At 69.7% G+C, this 15,155-nt stretch carries 10 protein-coding genes and 1 pseudogene; 6 read left to right on the top strand and 5 right to left on the bottom strand.

The window, feature by feature from the left end:
• Positions 1 to 24: 24 nt before the first annotated feature.
• Entirely contained in the window at positions 25 to 1,872 is a 1,848-nt protein-coding gene (gene mnmG, locus HUA78_RS27555) for a tRNA uridine-5-carboxymethylaminomethyl(34) synthesis enzyme MnmG (RefSeq protein ID WP_174456115.1), read from the bottom strand.
• Positions 1,873 to 2,764: 892 nt separating this feature from the next.
• Here mnmG and HUA78_RS27550 point away from each other — a divergent pair.
• Complete coding sequence (locus tag HUA78_RS27550) at positions 2,765 to 4,012, top strand: multidrug effflux MFS transporter (RefSeq protein ID WP_174477490.1); 1,248 nt, start codon at positions 2,765 to 2,767, stop codon at positions 4,010 to 4,012.
• Between the two features lie 436 nt (positions 4,013 to 4,448).
• A pseudogene (locus tag HUA78_RS27545) lies at positions 4,449 to 4,604 on the top strand (ClpX C4-type zinc finger protein); the annotation flags it as partial.
• 139 nt (positions 4,605 to 4,743) lie between these two features.
• Here the strand turns inward: HUA78_RS27545 and HUA78_RS27540 are convergent.
• Positions 4,744 to 7,566 carry a pitrilysin family protein gene (locus HUA78_RS27540; protein ID WP_174477489.1) on the bottom strand — a complete coding sequence of 941 codons (2,823 nt, stop codon included), beginning with the start codon at positions 7,564 to 7,566 and terminating at the stop codon, positions 4,744 to 4,746.
• A gap of 279 nt (positions 7,567 to 7,845) precedes the next feature.
• Here HUA78_RS27540 and HUA78_RS27535 point away from each other — a divergent pair, with 279 nt between their 5' ends.
• The 4 genes from HUA78_RS27535 to HUA78_RS27520 all read left to right on the top strand — a co-directional run bounded on the left by HUA78_RS27535 (position 7,846) and on the right by HUA78_RS27520 (position 12,617).
• Positions 7,846 to 8,484 (top strand): hypothetical protein, encoded by a 639-nt coding sequence (locus HUA78_RS27535; protein ID WP_174456112.1) that lies wholly within the window; start codon positions 7,846 to 7,848, stop codon positions 8,482 to 8,484.
• A 99-nt stretch (positions 8,485 to 8,583) separates the two neighbouring features.
• Complete coding sequence (locus HUA78_RS27530) at positions 8,584 to 9,225, top strand: metallophosphatase domain-containing protein (protein WP_174456111.1); 642 nt, start codon at positions 8,584 to 8,586, stop codon at positions 9,223 to 9,225.
• Positions 9,226 to 9,442: 217 nt separating this feature from the next.
• Positions 9,443 to 11,233, top strand: coding sequence for a signal peptide peptidase SppA (gene sppA / locus HUA78_RS27525; RefSeq protein ID WP_174477488.1), 1,791 nt, complete (start codon positions 9,443 to 9,445; stop codon positions 11,231 to 11,233).
• A gap of 340 nt (positions 11,234 to 11,573) precedes the next feature.
• Positions 11,574 to 12,617: a general secretion pathway protein GspE gene (locus HUA78_RS27520; protein WP_141648815.1), complete on the top strand. Its 1,044-nt coding sequence runs from the start codon at positions 11,574 to 11,576 to the stop codon at positions 12,615 to 12,617.
• A gap of 15 nt (positions 12,618 to 12,632) precedes the next feature.
• Here the strand turns inward: HUA78_RS27520 and HUA78_RS27515 are convergent, their stop codons facing one another.
• From HUA78_RS27515 to HUA78_RS27505, 3 genes are all read right to left on the bottom strand, one after another.
• The gene (locus tag HUA78_RS27515) at positions 12,633 to 13,244 is read right to left on the bottom strand and encodes a Uma2 family endonuclease (protein WP_174456108.1); all 612 of its coding nucleotides are present in this window, start codon (positions 13,242 to 13,244) and stop codon (positions 12,633 to 12,635) included.
• Between the two features lie 77 nt (positions 13,245 to 13,321).
• Entirely contained in the window at positions 13,322 to 14,878 is a 1,557-nt protein-coding gene (locus tag HUA78_RS27510) for a tRNA modification GTPase (RefSeq protein WP_174477487.1), read from the bottom strand.
• A 39-nt stretch (positions 14,879 to 14,917) separates the two neighbouring features.
• Positions 14,918 to 15,145, bottom strand: coding sequence for a hypothetical protein (locus HUA78_RS27505; protein WP_141648817.1), 228 nt, complete (start codon positions 15,143 to 15,145; stop codon positions 14,918 to 14,920).
• Between the last annotated feature and the right edge of the window lie 10 nt (positions 15,146 to 15,155).

Genomic DNA, 15,155 nt, shown 5'->3' with positions numbered 1-15,155 from the left:
CGTTGTCCACACCCCCTGTTCTGATCACTCCAGGGGTGTTTCGCCGCCGCCCGAGGGGCCCGAGACGCGCTTGAGCGCGACCAGGAGCAGCGACACCGCCGTGGGCGTCAGGCCTGGAATCCTCCGCGCCTGTCCCACCGTCGAAGGCCGGTGCGCGCCGAGCTTCTCCGCCGCCTCCTTGCTCAGCCCCCGCACCTCCGTGAAGCGAAAGCCTTCCGGAATCCGCCACCGGTCCGTCGCCTCCGACTCGCGCGCCGCCGCTCGCGCCGCCTGGGCGATGTAGCCCTCGTACTTCACCTCCACCTCCACCTCCTCGGCCACATCCTCCGCCACCACGGGCCAGTCCACCCTCCCCTCCCCCAGCTGCCCGTACGTGACTTCGGGCCGCTTCAGCCGCGCCGCCAGACCCGTGCGCTTGAGCCGCGTCACTTCGTCCGTCACCGCGCGCTGCCGCGCCTCCGCCCGCTCCAACGCCTCGCGCGGCAACAGCCCCACCCGGTGCCCGTGACGCGCCAGCCGCAGGTCCGCGTTGCCCTCGCGCAGCCGGAGCCGGTGCTCGGAGCGACTGGTGAACATGCGGAACGGCTCGTCCACGCCCTTGGTCACCAGGTCATCCACCAGCACCGCGCCATGGGCTTCGTCGCGGCCGAGCAGCAGCGGCGGCTCGCCCTTCACCATGAGGCCCGCGTTGAGCCCGGCCCACAGGCCCTGGAAGGCGGCCTCCTCGTAGCCCGAGGTGCCGTTGAGCTGGCCCGCGAAGAACAGGCCCGCGACGGCCTTCGTCTCCAGCGTGGGCTTGAGCTGCGTGGGCGGCGCGTAGTCGTACTCCACCGCGTAGCCGTAGCGGATGACCTCCACCCGCTCCAGTCCGGGGATGGTGCGCAGGAAGTCGAGCTGCACGTCCGCGGGCAGGCTGGTGGACAGGCCCGCCGGATACACCAGCGGCGAGTCGGGGCCCTCGGGCTCCAGGAACACCTGGTGCCGCTCGCGCTCCGCGAAGCGCACGACCTTGTCCTCCAGCGACGGGCAGTAGCGCGGCCCCCGGCCGACAATCTCCCCCTGGTACAGCGGCGAGCGGTGGAGGTTGTCGCGCAGCACGCGGTGCGTCTGGAGCGTGGTGGCCGTGATGCCGCACGTCACCGAGGGCTGCCGCGGAAACGGCACTCCCGAGGCCGACTCCGCGCGCGTGCGCCAGGAGAGCGGACGCGGCGGGAAGTCGCCGTGCTGCGGCTGCACCGCGTCCCAGTCGATGCTCGCGCGCGCGAGCCGCGCCGGAGTGCCCGTCTTGAAGCGGCCCAGCGTGAAGCCAAGCGCGCGCAGCGAATCGGACAGGCCTCGCGCCGCGTCGTCACCCAATCGTCCGCCGACTTCCTTCTTCTCGCCCACGTGCATCAGCGCCTGGAGGAAGGTGCCCGTGGTGAGCAGCACCGCCGACGCGGACACCTGTGTGCCGTCGCCGAGCAGCACGCCCGTCACCCTCCCCTCCTCGACCACCAGCGTGGAGACCTCGCCCTCGCGCACGGTGAGGTTCGGCTCGTTGAAGAGGACCGACTGCATCAGGGCGGAGTACTGCTCGCGGTCGCACAACACGCGAGTCGCCTGGACGGCGGGGCCCTTGGAGGCGTTGAGCGTCTTGAAGTGCGTGCCGGCGAGGTCCGCCACGCGCCCCATCTGTCCCCCGAGCGCGTCCAGCTCCCGCACCAGGTGTCCCTTGGCGGTGCCACCCACGGCGGGGTTGCAGCTCATCACCGCGGAGCGCTCGCGCTTGAGCGTGATTCCCAGCGTGGCCAGGCCCAGGCGCGCGCAGGCCAGCGCCGCCTCACAGCCCGCATGGCCCAGGCCCACCACGATGACGTCGTACCGGAGTCCCATTGCTCACGAGGGTCGCCGGAGGGTTTCGGGACCTGACGTGGCGCCCGCTCCGTCATGGCACCGAGCACCCTCGCTCCGCGCGCCGCGACCTGTGAGGTCCCCTATGTCTCCGGTGCGCCCCCTTGGCAAGCAAAGGGAAGGTTTACGGGAGCGCGCGAGGCGGGCAGTGGGAGGGGTTGAGGAGCTGCCTGCCTCGCGCGCACCGGCCATCCTCCGGAAGGACAAGTCCCGTGCGACGGGCTTGCCCTCCGGCGTGGATGGCGATTCAAGAATGTCGGGCGAGCCCGAAGGCGTCGCCGGTACCTCATGGGGCCCGCGCTTCCCGAGCGCGGCGCCCCATCCCCCTGCGCGCGAGAGATGGCCCCTGCCTCCTCGCGTGCTTCGTCTTCATGGTGTCGCACACACGGAGGGCGAACCTGGGACCGTGGCGGTGAGGGCGCGACGGTAAACTCGAGCTCGAGACTCCGAAGGGTCCTGCACCCCCGTGTGCGCGACGGGGAAAGGAATAACCGGAGGGTCTGACATGCCGGCCTTCGCCCGGCCGGCCCCTCCGAGGGTGAGTTGGCGTGGAGGTGGGACCCGGCCACTCCCCTCCCCCGCATGCGGCTGCTTCATCCTGAAGACGCGCGGAGGCAGGACTTGTGACGCCCGCCGGGGACAGGCGTGGGGATTGTTCCGTGCGTGGAACACTGCGTGGAACCTCGTGTCGCTGGTCAGCCAGGGTCCGCGCCGCTAATCCAGCGTCGACGATGATGATGAAGCTCCGGAGAACCTCCCAGGGAGTCGCCACCGCGTTGCTCGCGAGCGGCCCGCCGAGAGGTCGCCTGCTCGGCATCCAGAGCCCTGCACGAACTCGCGCGCGCGGCGGTGCGCGCCTCACGCCTGGGATGGCATGAACACCCTCACGAAGAAGTCGCCCCCATCGGGCACCCTGTCGCTGGAGCTGCTGCTGGGAGCGCTCACCGCGTTCGCGCCGCTGTCCATCGACATGTACCTGCCCGCGCTGCCACGCATCGCGCAGGACTTGCAGTCGACCCAGTCCGTCATCCAGCTCACGCTCGCGTCGTGCTTCGCGGGGCTGGCGTTGGGGCAGCTCTTCACCGGGCCACTCATTGACCGGTTCGGACGGACGCGGCCGTTGTACGCGGGGCTGGCGGTGTATGTGCTGGGCTCGCTCGGCTGTGCGCTCGCGCCCACGGCGACGGCGCTGGTGGCGATGCGCTTCTTCCAGGCGCTGGGCGGCGCGGTGGCGTTGGTGGCACCGCGCGCGGTGGTGCGGGACTTGTGGTCCGGCGCGGACGCGGCGAGGACGATGTCGCGCTTGATGCTCGTGGTGGGCGTGGCGCCCGTGCTCGCGCCGTTGCTGGGCGGCTTCGTGCTCCAGCACATGAGCTGGCGGGTCATCTTCGTGTTGCTCGCGGGCATTGGCGCGGTGGCGCTGGTCGCCACGTGGAGGGTGTTGCCGGAGACCGCGCCCGAGCACTCGAAGACGAAGAGCATGCGCGCGCGCTTGGGGGAGCTGCTGCGGGACGCGGACTTCGTCGGCCCGGCGCTCGCGGGTGGCTTCGCGTACGCGGGAATGTTCGCGTACATCGCGGGCGCGCCGTTCGTGTTCATCACGCTGCATGGCGTGAAGGAGCAGGACTTCGGCTGGTTCTTCGGTGCGAACGCGGTGGGGCTGGTGGCGCTGGCTCAGCTCAATCGCAAGCTGCTGCGCCACATCCCGTTGCACCGGCTGCTGCGTCTGGCATTGGCGCTGTATGTGGTGACGGCGGCGGGGGTGATGGCAGTCACGTGGAGTGGGGTAGGGGGCTTCTGGGGGATTGCCGCCGCGCTGTTCCTGTTCGTGCCGACGCTGGGATTGGTGGGACCCAACTCCGCGGCCATCGCGCTGGAGCGACACGCCGCGCACGCGGGGCTCGCGTCCGCGGTGCTGGGCGCGCTCCAGTTCACCGCCGCGGCCTCCGCGTCCTGGGCGGTGAGCGTGCTCAATGACAACACCGCGAAGCCGATGGGCGGCGTGGTGTTGGCGGCGGCCGTGCTGGCGTGGCTGTCTGGCTTCCTGGGCCACCGGGCGCGCTCGCGAACCGCGAGCACGGAGCCCACGATGACCGGGGCGTCACGTGTTGGCGAAACGTGATGTGTGAAATGTGACGTCGAGCCTGTCGCCCGCGGGTGCCCCCCGAGAGAATGCCTCTCATGAAAAGGCTATCTTCTCGTGTGGACCATCGGGTTCCCGCACCGACGTGGGTCTTCTCCTCCATCCGCCTCGCGGGAAGAGGTGCCACCGCATGGACAAGAAGGAACGGTTCGACCGCTCGTGGTTGCCAGAGGGCGTCTCATTCGACCGGAAGGAGGGGCTCTACGCGGAGCTCGGTCCAGACGGACTGGTGGTGCATCTGGGTGTCTACGAGGACGGTGAGCGCAAGCCTGACAGTTGGGCCCTGAATGTGGCGCCGGATGGGAGCTGGGCCCGCCTTGAAAAAACCATGGTCCTCGAATGGCGGGCCGACCTGGTCCGCTCCGAGGACGCGGAGAGAGCACTGGCGTATTGGAGTTCTCTGTGGTTCGACAAGATCGCCGACGCCACGCGGAAATTCGACCCCGGCATCAACGTCCAATGCTCATTCTGCGAGAAGTACCAGCGCGAGGTGAGAAAGCTCATCGCGGGCCCGAACGTCTTCATCTGCGACGAATGCGTCGGCCTGTGCAACGACGTCATCAATGAGGAACGTTCCTCGACCTAGGGCATCGGCGAGGTCCGCTCCCACATCTCTCACGCCCCCGCGCGGGCATGAAAAAGCCCCGAGGCGCCACGCGGGCACCTCGGGGCTGAGCGCTCAACCCCGTGAAGGGTGAGCAGTCACCGCGTCACGGCGCGGCCTGAGCCGGTACGGGGGCCTTCGCCTTCTTCTCCGCGGTGGCGAAGTCACCCGCCTTCACCTGGGTGACCTTCGTCCAGTCCAGGTGTCGCGACATGGCCTGACGCACGTCCGTCGGCTTGAGCTTGGAGAGCTGCTGTTCCACGCCCGCGTCGAAGGTGAGGGTGCGGCCCAGGTACAGGTAGCCGGCGAGCTTGCGCGCCAGGTTGCCGTCCTGCGCACGAGCCGCCTGCCGGTACTCCAGCAGACCCGCGCGAGCCTTCTCCAGCTCCTCCGCCGAGTAGTCCTTCTGCAAGACGTTCGTCACTTCCTCGCGCATCGCCGTTTCGAGCCGGCTCGCGTTCTCCGGCGCGTAGATGGCGTAGGTGATGAACGTGCCCACCGCGTCCAAATCGCCCGGGTCGATGTTGCTCGCGACGCCGTAGGACAGGCCATCCTTCTGGCGGATGCGCGTGGCCAGCCGCGAGTTGAGGAAGCCGCCGCCGAGCACGAAGTTGCCGAGCATCAGCGCCGGCCAGTCCTTGTCGTCCTCGCGCAGCTTGAGCGTCTGCCCCGCGTAGAAGTACGCGTTCGCCTTGTCCGGCGTCTCCAGGGCCACGGCCTTGGGGCCCACGTCGTTGAAGACCTCCGGCACGCGCGCGTAGGGCGCCGGGCTCTTCCAGTCGCCGAACAGCTTGCCAGTCTCGGCCACGAGTTCCTTCGGGTCGAAGTCACCCACCACGGCCAGCTCCGCGTTGGCGCCGCCGTAGAACGCCTTGTGGAAGGCGCGGGCCTGCTCCAGCGTGGTGTCCTTCGCGCCGGCGATGCGCTCGTCGAGCGTGGGCACGTAGTAGGGGTGGCCCTTCGTGTAGTGGCTCGACAGCGTCCGCCAGAAGGCGATGCTGCCCTGCGTCTCCGGCTCGCTGCGCTGCGACTCCAGGTCCGCCAGCCGCGACTGCTTGAGCAGGGTGAACTCCTTCTCGTCGAAGGAGGGCTCGCGAAGAATCTCGGCCACCAGCGCCAGCACCTTGGGCAGGCTCGCGCGCGGGCACTCGATGGACACCGACGCTCCGGCAAGGCCCCCGTCCACGCCAACGCGCGCCTTCAGCTTGTCGAACTCGTCCTGGATTTGCTGCCGCGTGTGCTTCTTGGTGCCGCGCATCAGCATGCGGCCCGCGTACGACGCCGCGTCGGCCTTGCCGCGCAGCGCCGCCTCCGTGCCCCAGTGGAAGGACAGGGACGCGTTCACCATCTCACCGCGCGTCTTCTTGGACAGCACCGCGTACTTCATGCCGCCCGGCAGCTCGCCGCGCTGCACGCGCGCCTCGATGTTGGCGGGGGAGGGGTCGAACGCCTCGCCCTGCGCCACCGCGGCGCGGCCCTTGTAGCCGTCCATCATCTTTGCCATCTCCACCGGCGGCGGCAGCTCCGAGCGCTCCGGCTTCGCCGTGGGGATGAACGCGCCCAGCGTGCGGTTGGAGGCCTTGAGGTAGGTGGCCGCCACGCGCGTGACGTCCACGGGCTTCACCGCCTCGATGCGGTCGCGGTGCAGGAACATCAAGCGCCAGTCGCCGGTGGCGGCCCACTCGGACAGGCCGATGGCGGCGCGCTCGGAGTTGTTCAGCGTCAGCTCCATCATCTTCAAGAGCGTCGTCTTCGCGCGGGAGACCTCCTCCTCGGTGAAGGGCGTGCGCGCCGAGTCCTCCACCGTCTTCAGCAGCGCCTCGCGTGCGGCGGCCAGGGGCTGGTCCTCGCGCATGTCCGCGCTGAACCCGATGATGCCCGGGTCGCGGAACTGGTAGTTGTACGCGGACACGTTCGACGCCTTCTTCGTCTCCACCATGCTCTTGTAGAGACGGCCCGACGGGTGGTCGCCCAGCGCGAGCGTCAGCACGTCGATGGCGGCGAAGTCGGGGTGGGCGCCCTCGGGCACGTGATACACGCTGGCGAGCAGGGTGTTGTCGCCCACGCGGCGCAGCGTCACCTCGCGCTCACCGTCCTGGGTGGGCTCGGCGGTGTACGTGACGGGCAGGGGCGCGGCGGGCTTCTTCAACTTGCCGAAGGAGGACTGGATGAAGCCCAGCGTTTTCGCCTCGTCGAAGCGGCCGGCCACCACCAGCAGCGCGTTATCCGGGCGGTAGTACTTCCGGTAGAAGGCCTGGAGCCGGTCGATGGGCACGTTCTCCAAATCGGAGCGTGCGCCGATGGTCGACTTGCCGTAGCTGTGCCAGATGTACGCGGCGCTGAGGACGCGCTCCTGGAGGATGCTGCCCGGGTCGTTCTCGCCGGACTCGAACTCGTTGCGGACGACGGTCATCTCGCTGTCGAGGTCCTTCTTGGCGATGAAGCTGTTGACCATGCGGTCGGCTTCGAAGGACAGCGCCCAGCGCAGGTTCTCGTCCGAGGCGGGCAGCGTCTCGAAGTAGTTGGTGCGGTCCAGCCACGTCGTGCCATTGGGGCGGGCGCCCCGCTCGGTGAGCGCCTGGGGCACGTTCTTGGTGGTGGGCGTGCCCTTGAACATCAGGTGCTCGAGCAGGTGGGCCATGCCCGTCTCGCCATAGCCCTCGTGCTTGCTGCCCACGAAGTACGTCACGTTCACGGTGACGTTGGGCTTGGTCGGGTCGGGGAAGAGGAGCACGCGCATGCCATTGGCGAGGCGGTACTCGGTGATGCCCTCCACGCTCGTCACCGGAGTGAGCGCGGAGCCCTTGGCCTTCGCGGGAGCGGCCTTCGCGGCGGGGGTAGGGGAGGGGGCAGGGGCCTGGGCCCATACCGGAGTGGTGGCCACCAGCATCAGGGGGGCCAACAGGGAAAGCGGGGTACGACGCCTCATGCGGTCCTCGCGGGTCTTCATAAAGTGCACGGCGCTTCTAACCCGGTACGGGTCATCCGCCATCCCGGAAGCCAGCACTTCCTCCTGACGGGCGTCCACCGTGAGACAGGGGAGGGAGCGCGCGGACCCGCCCCTTGGCCCCTCGACACGCGGGTTCGTCTGGATTTCCCATGACAACCTCATGGGTTGTTTGTCTGATTGCCACCGTGTCAGATTGGTTTGGTAGGGTGTCTTCAACCTTGGAAGCGGCATGGGGCCGCTCGGAGGGAGGCAGGCGGGATGGCGAGATACGACGGTGGGGGAGTGGACGCGGCGCTCAAGGACCTCTCGAAGGTCATGGAGCGCACTCGAGTGCGTCTGGATGCGCTCGACCGGAGCCACATGGAGCTCAAGGAGGCCATCCGGGACGGACGGAGGGCGTCCCAAGAGGCCACGGTTGCAGTCGGGGAGCTGCGACGAGAGGTCACGGAGTTCAGGCAGGACGTCACGGAGGTCAGGCAGGACGTCCGTGAGTTGAAACATGAGGTGAGTGCGCTCAAGCAGAAGGTGGAGGTCCTGGACAGCAAGGTGGATGCCCTGGACAGCAAGGTGGATGCCCTGGACAGCAAGGTGCATACCTTGGACAACAGGGTCCACACGCTGGAAGACAAGTCGAAGGCCTCGGACCATCGGCTCCTGGTCGTCGAGGAGAAGGTCGACGTGTTCTCCCGTGACCTCCAGGTGGTCCGAGCGGGCTTCGAGCAAGCCGTCGAGTCCCTCGCGAAGTTGAGCGACCACGTGGGTGCCTCGACCTCGGAGCTGCGTCGGGGACTGTTCCACGTCAACGGGAAGGTCGCCCGGCTCACCGTCGACCGGGAAGACACCGAGCGGCGGCTGCAAGCCCACGAGAGCATCTTGAACAAGCTGCTCAAGAACTGAGTCACTGACTCCCGAGCGAAGTGCCGCGAGGAAGGCCCTCGTGCCGGTGTAGCGTCCCCTCCAGCCTCGGACTTCCACGCCCGAAGCGAAGGGATTCGTATGAGGCTGGTGCTCATCTCCGACACCCATCGACGGCACGAGGAGCTGGAGGTCCCCGCGTGTGACGTGCTCATCCACGCGGGTGACTTCTCTCGCCGCGGAAAGCAGCCAGAGCTGGAGTCCTTCCTCGCCTGGTTCGCCAGCCGCCCGGCCCGCGAGAAGGTGTTCGTCGCGGGCAATCACGACTTCATCTGCGAGACGCAGCCCGAGCTGACCCGGACCCTGGCGCGAGAAGCGGGCGTGCACTACCTCGAAGACGAGGAGGTGCTCGTTGGAGGACTGCGCCTCTGGGGCTCCCCGGTGACGCCACGCTTCGGAGGCATGGCCTTCAACCGCGAGCGGGGCGCCGACATCCTCACCCACTGGAACCGCATCCCCGAGGGCCTGGATGTGCTCATCACCCACGGTCCCCCCAAGGGCCTCGGGGACCGCACGTTCCTCGGCGCGCACGTGGGCTGCGCGGATTTGCTCGCGCGCGTGCGGCAGGTCCTCCCGCGCCTCCACGTCTTCGGCCACATCCACGAGTCACCGGGCGAGCACGCGCTTCCCGACGTGCCCACCCGCTTCCTCAACGTGGCCAACTGTCACCTCCACCCGTTCGGGATGCGGCCTCCCGTGGTGGTGGAGCTGGACGCGCGCTGAGCCGGGTGGCTCCACCCGCGCCAGGGGGGAACGAGCGCCCCGTCCCCCGGCGAGGGGCCAGGAAGACCCGTGCGTCCAGTCTTCATCCTCCGGAATGTCGCTCGGGCGGCGGGGAGGCGTGGGGAGACGTGCAAGCATCGGCACCCTGGCCCGTTAAGTAGTAAGGACCGCGTGCCGGATTCGTGGCCCGTCTCCCAGGTACCAGGAGCTTCTTCGGATGAAACGATTTCTCATCGGCGCGCTCGCCTTCATTGGCGCGATGTCCGTCCTCTTCATGCTGGGCCTCATCGCCCTCATCGTGATGGCCTCCACGAGCCGCCCGAGCGTGCCGTCCAACCTCGTGCTGGAAATGGACCTGTCGCAGCCGCTGCCGGAGCACGTGTCGGGCGACTCGCTGGCCGGGGCCTTCGGTGAGGACCCGCTCACGGTGCGCGACGTGGTGGATGCGCTGGAGAAGGCCGGAGAGGACTCGCGGGTGAAGTCGCTGGTGGTGCGCGTGGGCACCAGCCCCGGCACTCCCGCGACGACGCAGGAGCTGCGCGACGCGGTGAAGGCGTTCCGGGCCAAGGGCAAGAAGGCCATCGCCTTCACCGACTCCTTCGGCGAGGAGGCCAACGGCACCAGCGCGTACTACTTCGCGTCGGCCTTCGATGAAATCTACATGCAGCCGTCCGGCGCGGTGAACATCATCGGCCTCGCGTTCGAGACGCCGTTCGCTCGGGATGCGCTGGCGAAGCTGGGCGTGAAGCCCCAGTTCGACAAGCGCTACGAGTTCAAGAACGCGGTCAACAGCTACACCGAGCAGGGCTACACCGGGCCGCACCTGGAGGCCACCGAGCGCTTCGCGGGCAGCCTCTTCGGGCAGATGGTGCGTGGCATCGCCGAAGGGCGCGGGCTGACGGAGGACGCGGTGCGCGCGCTCATCGACCGGGCGCCGCTGCTCGCGCCGGAGGCGGTGGACGGCAAGCTGCTGAACGGCCTGCGCTACCGCGACGAGGTCTACGCCGAGCAGAAGAAGGCGGCGGGCGACGGCGCGGAGCTGCTGTACGTGAAGAAGTACCTGGAGCGCGCGGGCCGGCCGCACACCACGGGGGAGACCATTGCCCTCGTGTACGGGGTGGGCGAGGTGGCGCGCGGCAAGAGCGGAGGCAGCCCATTCGGCGAGGGGGCCATGGGCGGTGACACCGTGGCGGCGGCGCTGCGCAAGGCCTCCGACGACTCGCGCGTGAAGGCCATCATCTTCCGCGTGGACAGCCCCGGCGGCAGCTACGTGGCCAGCGACACGGTGCGCCGCGAGGTGCAGCGCGCTCGCGAGGCGGGCAAGCCCGTCATCGCCACCATGGGTTCGTACGCCGCCAGCGGCGGGTACTACTTCGCCATGGAGGCGGACAAGATTGTCGCCCAGCCCGGCACGCTGACGGGCAGCATCGGCGTGTACACCGGCAAGTTCGTCACCAACGGCTTCTGGGAGAAGCTGGGCGTCAACTTCGACACCGTGGCGCTGGGGCGCAACGCCACGCTCGCCAGCTCGGACGCGGACTACACGCCGGAGCAGCAGGCGCGGGTGGACGCGGAGCTGGACCGCATCTACACGGACTTCACCACGCGCGCCGCGAGCAGCCGGAAGATGCCGCTGGAGAAGCTGCAGGGCCTGGCCAAGGGCCGCGTCTGGACGGGTGAGGACGCGCTGGAGAACGGACTGGTGGACGCGCTGGGCGGCTATGCCAAGGCGCTCGAGTTGGCGAAGGAAGCGGCGAAGCTCCCCGCGGATGCCCGGGTGCGCATCGAGGAGTATCCGCGCAAGAAGAGCCCCGCCGAGGTGCTCTCCTCCGTGCTGGGCGAGACCGGGGACAACAGCGAGGACACTTCCGCCACGACGGCGGTCGTCACGCCCTGGGCGCCGCTGGTGGAGGCCACGCGTGTGGTGCATGGCCTGGGGGTGCGGCTGGGTGTCTTCGCACCCGAGCGCGGCTCGCTGTACGCACCCATGCCCCAGACGCGCTGGTAGCGGGGCTTCCGTTTTACGCGGCCCCGCGTGCCTTCCGGACGCAGGGGCGTGATGTCGGAACGCCGTGGATCCAAGGGCTTCGGGGCTCGCTGCACGCCTCGAAGCCCTTTTCGCGCCGTCACAACCCTGGACGCGCTCCGTCTCCCAGAGGAGACGTGACGACGCGGCACGGTGGGTGGGCGCCCCTGGGCCCCTGCCTTGCAGATGTCGTGGACGCGGAACCGTCTGTCGTCGGCGAGGAAGCCGAAACGGCCGGTGCGAGCGTAGAACTGTTTCAATTTTCCGGGACGAGTGCGTTCCCAGGGGTAGTGGCCGCCGTGGGGGGCCGGAGGAGCCGGGTATGAAGAAGCGACTGGGGGACATCTTGCTGGCGCGCGGCGTGATTGATGCGCTGCAGCTCCACTCCGCGCTGGCGTATCAGCGCAAGTGGGGGGTGCCGTTGGGGCAGGTGGTCGTGGATCAACGCTTCTGCTCGGCGGATCAGGTGCTGGAGGCACTGGCGGAGCAGGTGGGAATGCAGACGGTGGACCTGTCGGCGCAGGCGCCCGAGCCCGGCCTGGCGCGGCTGATTCCGGAGCGGGTGGCGGAGGCGCACCGGGTGGTGCCCCTGCGGCTGGAAGGACACGCGCCCAAGGACACGCTCGTGGTGGCCATGGCCGCTCCGGCGAGCCTCGCGTCGCTGGACGCGGTGAAGAGCGTGACGGGGCGGACGCGGGTGGTGGCGAAGCTGGCCACGGATGCGTCCATCCGCCGAGCCATTGGCCGGATGTACCGGGGCGAGACGGACGTCGTCGCCCGGCGGCCCGGCATGGAGGGGTTCTCCCTGCCCGAGGCGGACGAGCAGATGACCATGGTGCTCGGCGCCAGCATGGTGGAGCTGACGAACATGGAGGCGCCGCCCGAGGAGGCGCTGCCGCTCCTGTCCTCGCTGGAGGAAGAGGCGGCGCGGCCCCAGCCCGCGGTGAAGGTGCCCGCGCCGAGGGCGCCCTTGCGCTCGAAGCTGCCCACGCTGACGGCGGCCCGTCCGGAGCCCATGGCCCAGGTGCTGGTGTACGGCTGGGGCGTGGACGCGGCTGCGGGGCTGGTGAAGGTGCTGGCGGGCGCGGGACTCACCTCCCGCGTGGCGAGCACCGAGGAGCTGCTGGCTTCGAGCGAGATGCAGGTGGTGGTGACGCCGCTGCCGTCGCTGGAGGCCCTGGGGTGCAAGGTGCCCGCGCAGGTGGTGGTTGCGGGCAAGACGCCCGAGGTGGACCTGCCTCGCGCGCAGGCGGTGGGGGCCCGAGGCTTCCTGGCCGCCCCGGTGGATCCGGACCTCTTGCTGCGTGCGGTGCGCAGGATGGTGCATCCCGCGGGTGATGCCACGTTTCTCCGCCGCGCCAGCTGAAGGGCGCGACGGGAGTCAGGGCACGGCGGAGAGCAGTGAGGTCTCCCCGCACAGCGAGGACTCGGGGAGCCACAGCGTCTCGAGTTCCACCGGTGCGGAGGTGAAGGGCTCGGCGCGCACCAGCGCGTCGGACTCGTAGCAGCCGGTGAGGAGCCAGCCTCGCTTGACGCGCTGGTACGTCTCCAGCGTGCGCGCGAGGGGGTCCACCAGCCAGACATGGGAGACGCCCTGGCGCGCGTAGACGGGCAGCTTGCGCGTGCGGTCCAGCGCGGCGGTGGAGGGCGCAAGCACTTCGCACACCCAATCCGGGGCCAGCGTGAGGAAGGGCACGTCCGGGTCGATGGGGGAGGCGACGCGGTCTCGACGCCAGCCGGCCACGTCCGGGACGAGCACGTCGTGACCGAGCCGAAGCTCGGGGGCGCGCAGGAAGCACCAGCGGCCACTGCCACCCCGGCGTCGGTCGAGCTGTTCGCCCAGTTCCACCCCCAGCATGAAGGCGGCGCGAGTCTGCGCGGGAGTCAGCCTGGGTGAAGCGACGAACTCCTCGTCGAGGACTTCTCCCACCCAGCCCGAGGGCAGGGCCGAGAGCATCGAGTGGTTCGCCAGGTGGATGATGCCTTCCGTCACAGCGCCTCCGAAGGTGCGGCGGTTGAGGGCGGCATTCTAGGAGGGGGTCTGACACGTCCCCGACTGCTCGGAACGCGTCACTTTCCGATGCAGAATCGCTGGAAGATTGCGTCGATGAGTGCCTCGGAAGCGGAGGTTCCGGACAGTTCGCCGAGCGCCTCCAGGGCGAGGGCCAGCTCACCGGAGACGACTTCCAGGGTGGACAGGCGCGACGCGGACTCCGCGCGAGAAAGTGCCTCGGCGGCGCGACGCAGGGCATCGGCGTGGCGCTCGGACACGAGGGCTACCGCGGAGGGCGTACCGCCACCCCACAGCCGGGAGAGGAGGGACTCGCGCAGGGCGTCAACGCCTTCGCCCGTGAGCCCGCTGACACGCGGGCGGGGTGGGGAAGCCGACGAGGGTGCTTCGACGCCGAGCCTGCTATCGCCCTCGCCGGTCAGCCCGCTGACACGCGGGCGCGGTGGGGAATCCAACGAGGGTGCTTCGACGCCGAGCCCTCCATCGCCTTCACCGGTCAGCCCGCTGATGCGGCGACGCGGCGGGAGTGTCCCTCCCGCCGTCGTCTCAGCATCGGATGCTGCCTCGGCTTCGCTGACACGGGGGAGCGGCGCACCGAGGGTCTCCGGCCCCACGTCGCACTTGCCGTCGATGACCAGCACGTCCGTCGCGCCCGCCTCGGCCCGCCAGCGCTCCGCGTCAGACTCGGAAGTCCCTGGAGGCAGCACGAGCACCGTCAGGTCCACGCCCGCCAGCAGCTCGCGCGTCCGGGCGATACCCAGCGCCTCCACGCGGCCCGGCGTCTCGCGCAGGCCCGCCGTGTCGAACAGCGTGACGCCCAGACCGTTCCACTCGACACGGGCCTCCAGTGCATCGCGCGTCGTCCCAGGCTCGTCGTCCACCAGCGCGCGCGCCTCGCCCACCAGTCGGTTGAACAGCGTGGACTTGCCCGCGTTGACCGGGCCAAACAACGCCACGCGCGCGCCCCGGCGCACCAGTCGACCCTGTCCCGCCTCGGAGAGCAGCACCTCCGCCCGAGCCCGCAGCGCCTGGACTCGCGCCTCCGAATCCTCGTCCGCGCCCTCCGCCTCGTCGGGGAAGTTGAGCACTCCCTCCAGGTCCGCATGCAGCGAGCGCAGCGGCTCCTCCAGCGCACGCACCCGCTCCGTGAGCGCACCCGAGAGCCCCGCCGCGGCGGCACGCACCGCGGACTCCGAGTCGGCCGCCACCAGGTCCGCCACCGCCTCCGCGCGCGTCAGGTCGATGCGGCCATTCAGGAAGGCGCGCCGGGTGAACTCACCGGGCGCCGCGGGACGCGCGAGCCCGTCCTCCAGCGCACGCGCCAGCAACAACTGAAGCAATCGCGGACTGCCGTGCGCCTGGAGCTCCACCACGTCCTCGCCCGTGAAGGAGGAGGGCGCGCGGAAGTAGAGGAAGAGGCCCTCGTCCAGCGCGCGGCCCTGAGCGTCCACGAAGCCCGCGAGGTACGCGTGGCGAGGCGTGGGCTCCACGGGAATGCTCGGCGCCAGGCGGCGACCCACCTCCAGCGCGGCGGGGCCCGACAGCCGGAGGATGCCCACGGCCCCAGCGGTGGGTGCCGTGGCCAGCGCGACGATGGTGGAAGTGGCTGAAGTCATCTCGGCTGGGGAGCGATGCTCCCCTCCGCGCGGGAGAGACTACCGGGGCCCCATGGGGGGCGTGGAACCACGGGCGGCCTTTTCGACGGCCTCGCGATTCTCCTCGATGTACTTCTCGACCGCTCCGTCTTCGATTTCCAGGTCCCGGAGCACTCCCGGGTAGACGAAGCGGAAGGCGGGAGACTCCTCATCCCCGCGCAGGCGGAAGCTCATCTTCAGCACCGCCGCGCCGTACAGCTTGTCCTTGAGACCCTTCGCCTTGCCCATGCACCGCCCT

This window comes from Myxococcus sp. CA033 (assembly GCF_013336625.1).
Taxonomy (GTDB): Bacteria; Myxococcota; Myxococcia; order Myxococcales; family Myxococcaceae; genus Myxococcus; species Myxococcus llanfairpwllgwyngyllgogerychwyrndrobwllllantysiliogogogochensis.
Note: the sequence above shows the minus strand (reverse complement) of the source record. Positions and strands in the feature narration are given on the sequence as shown.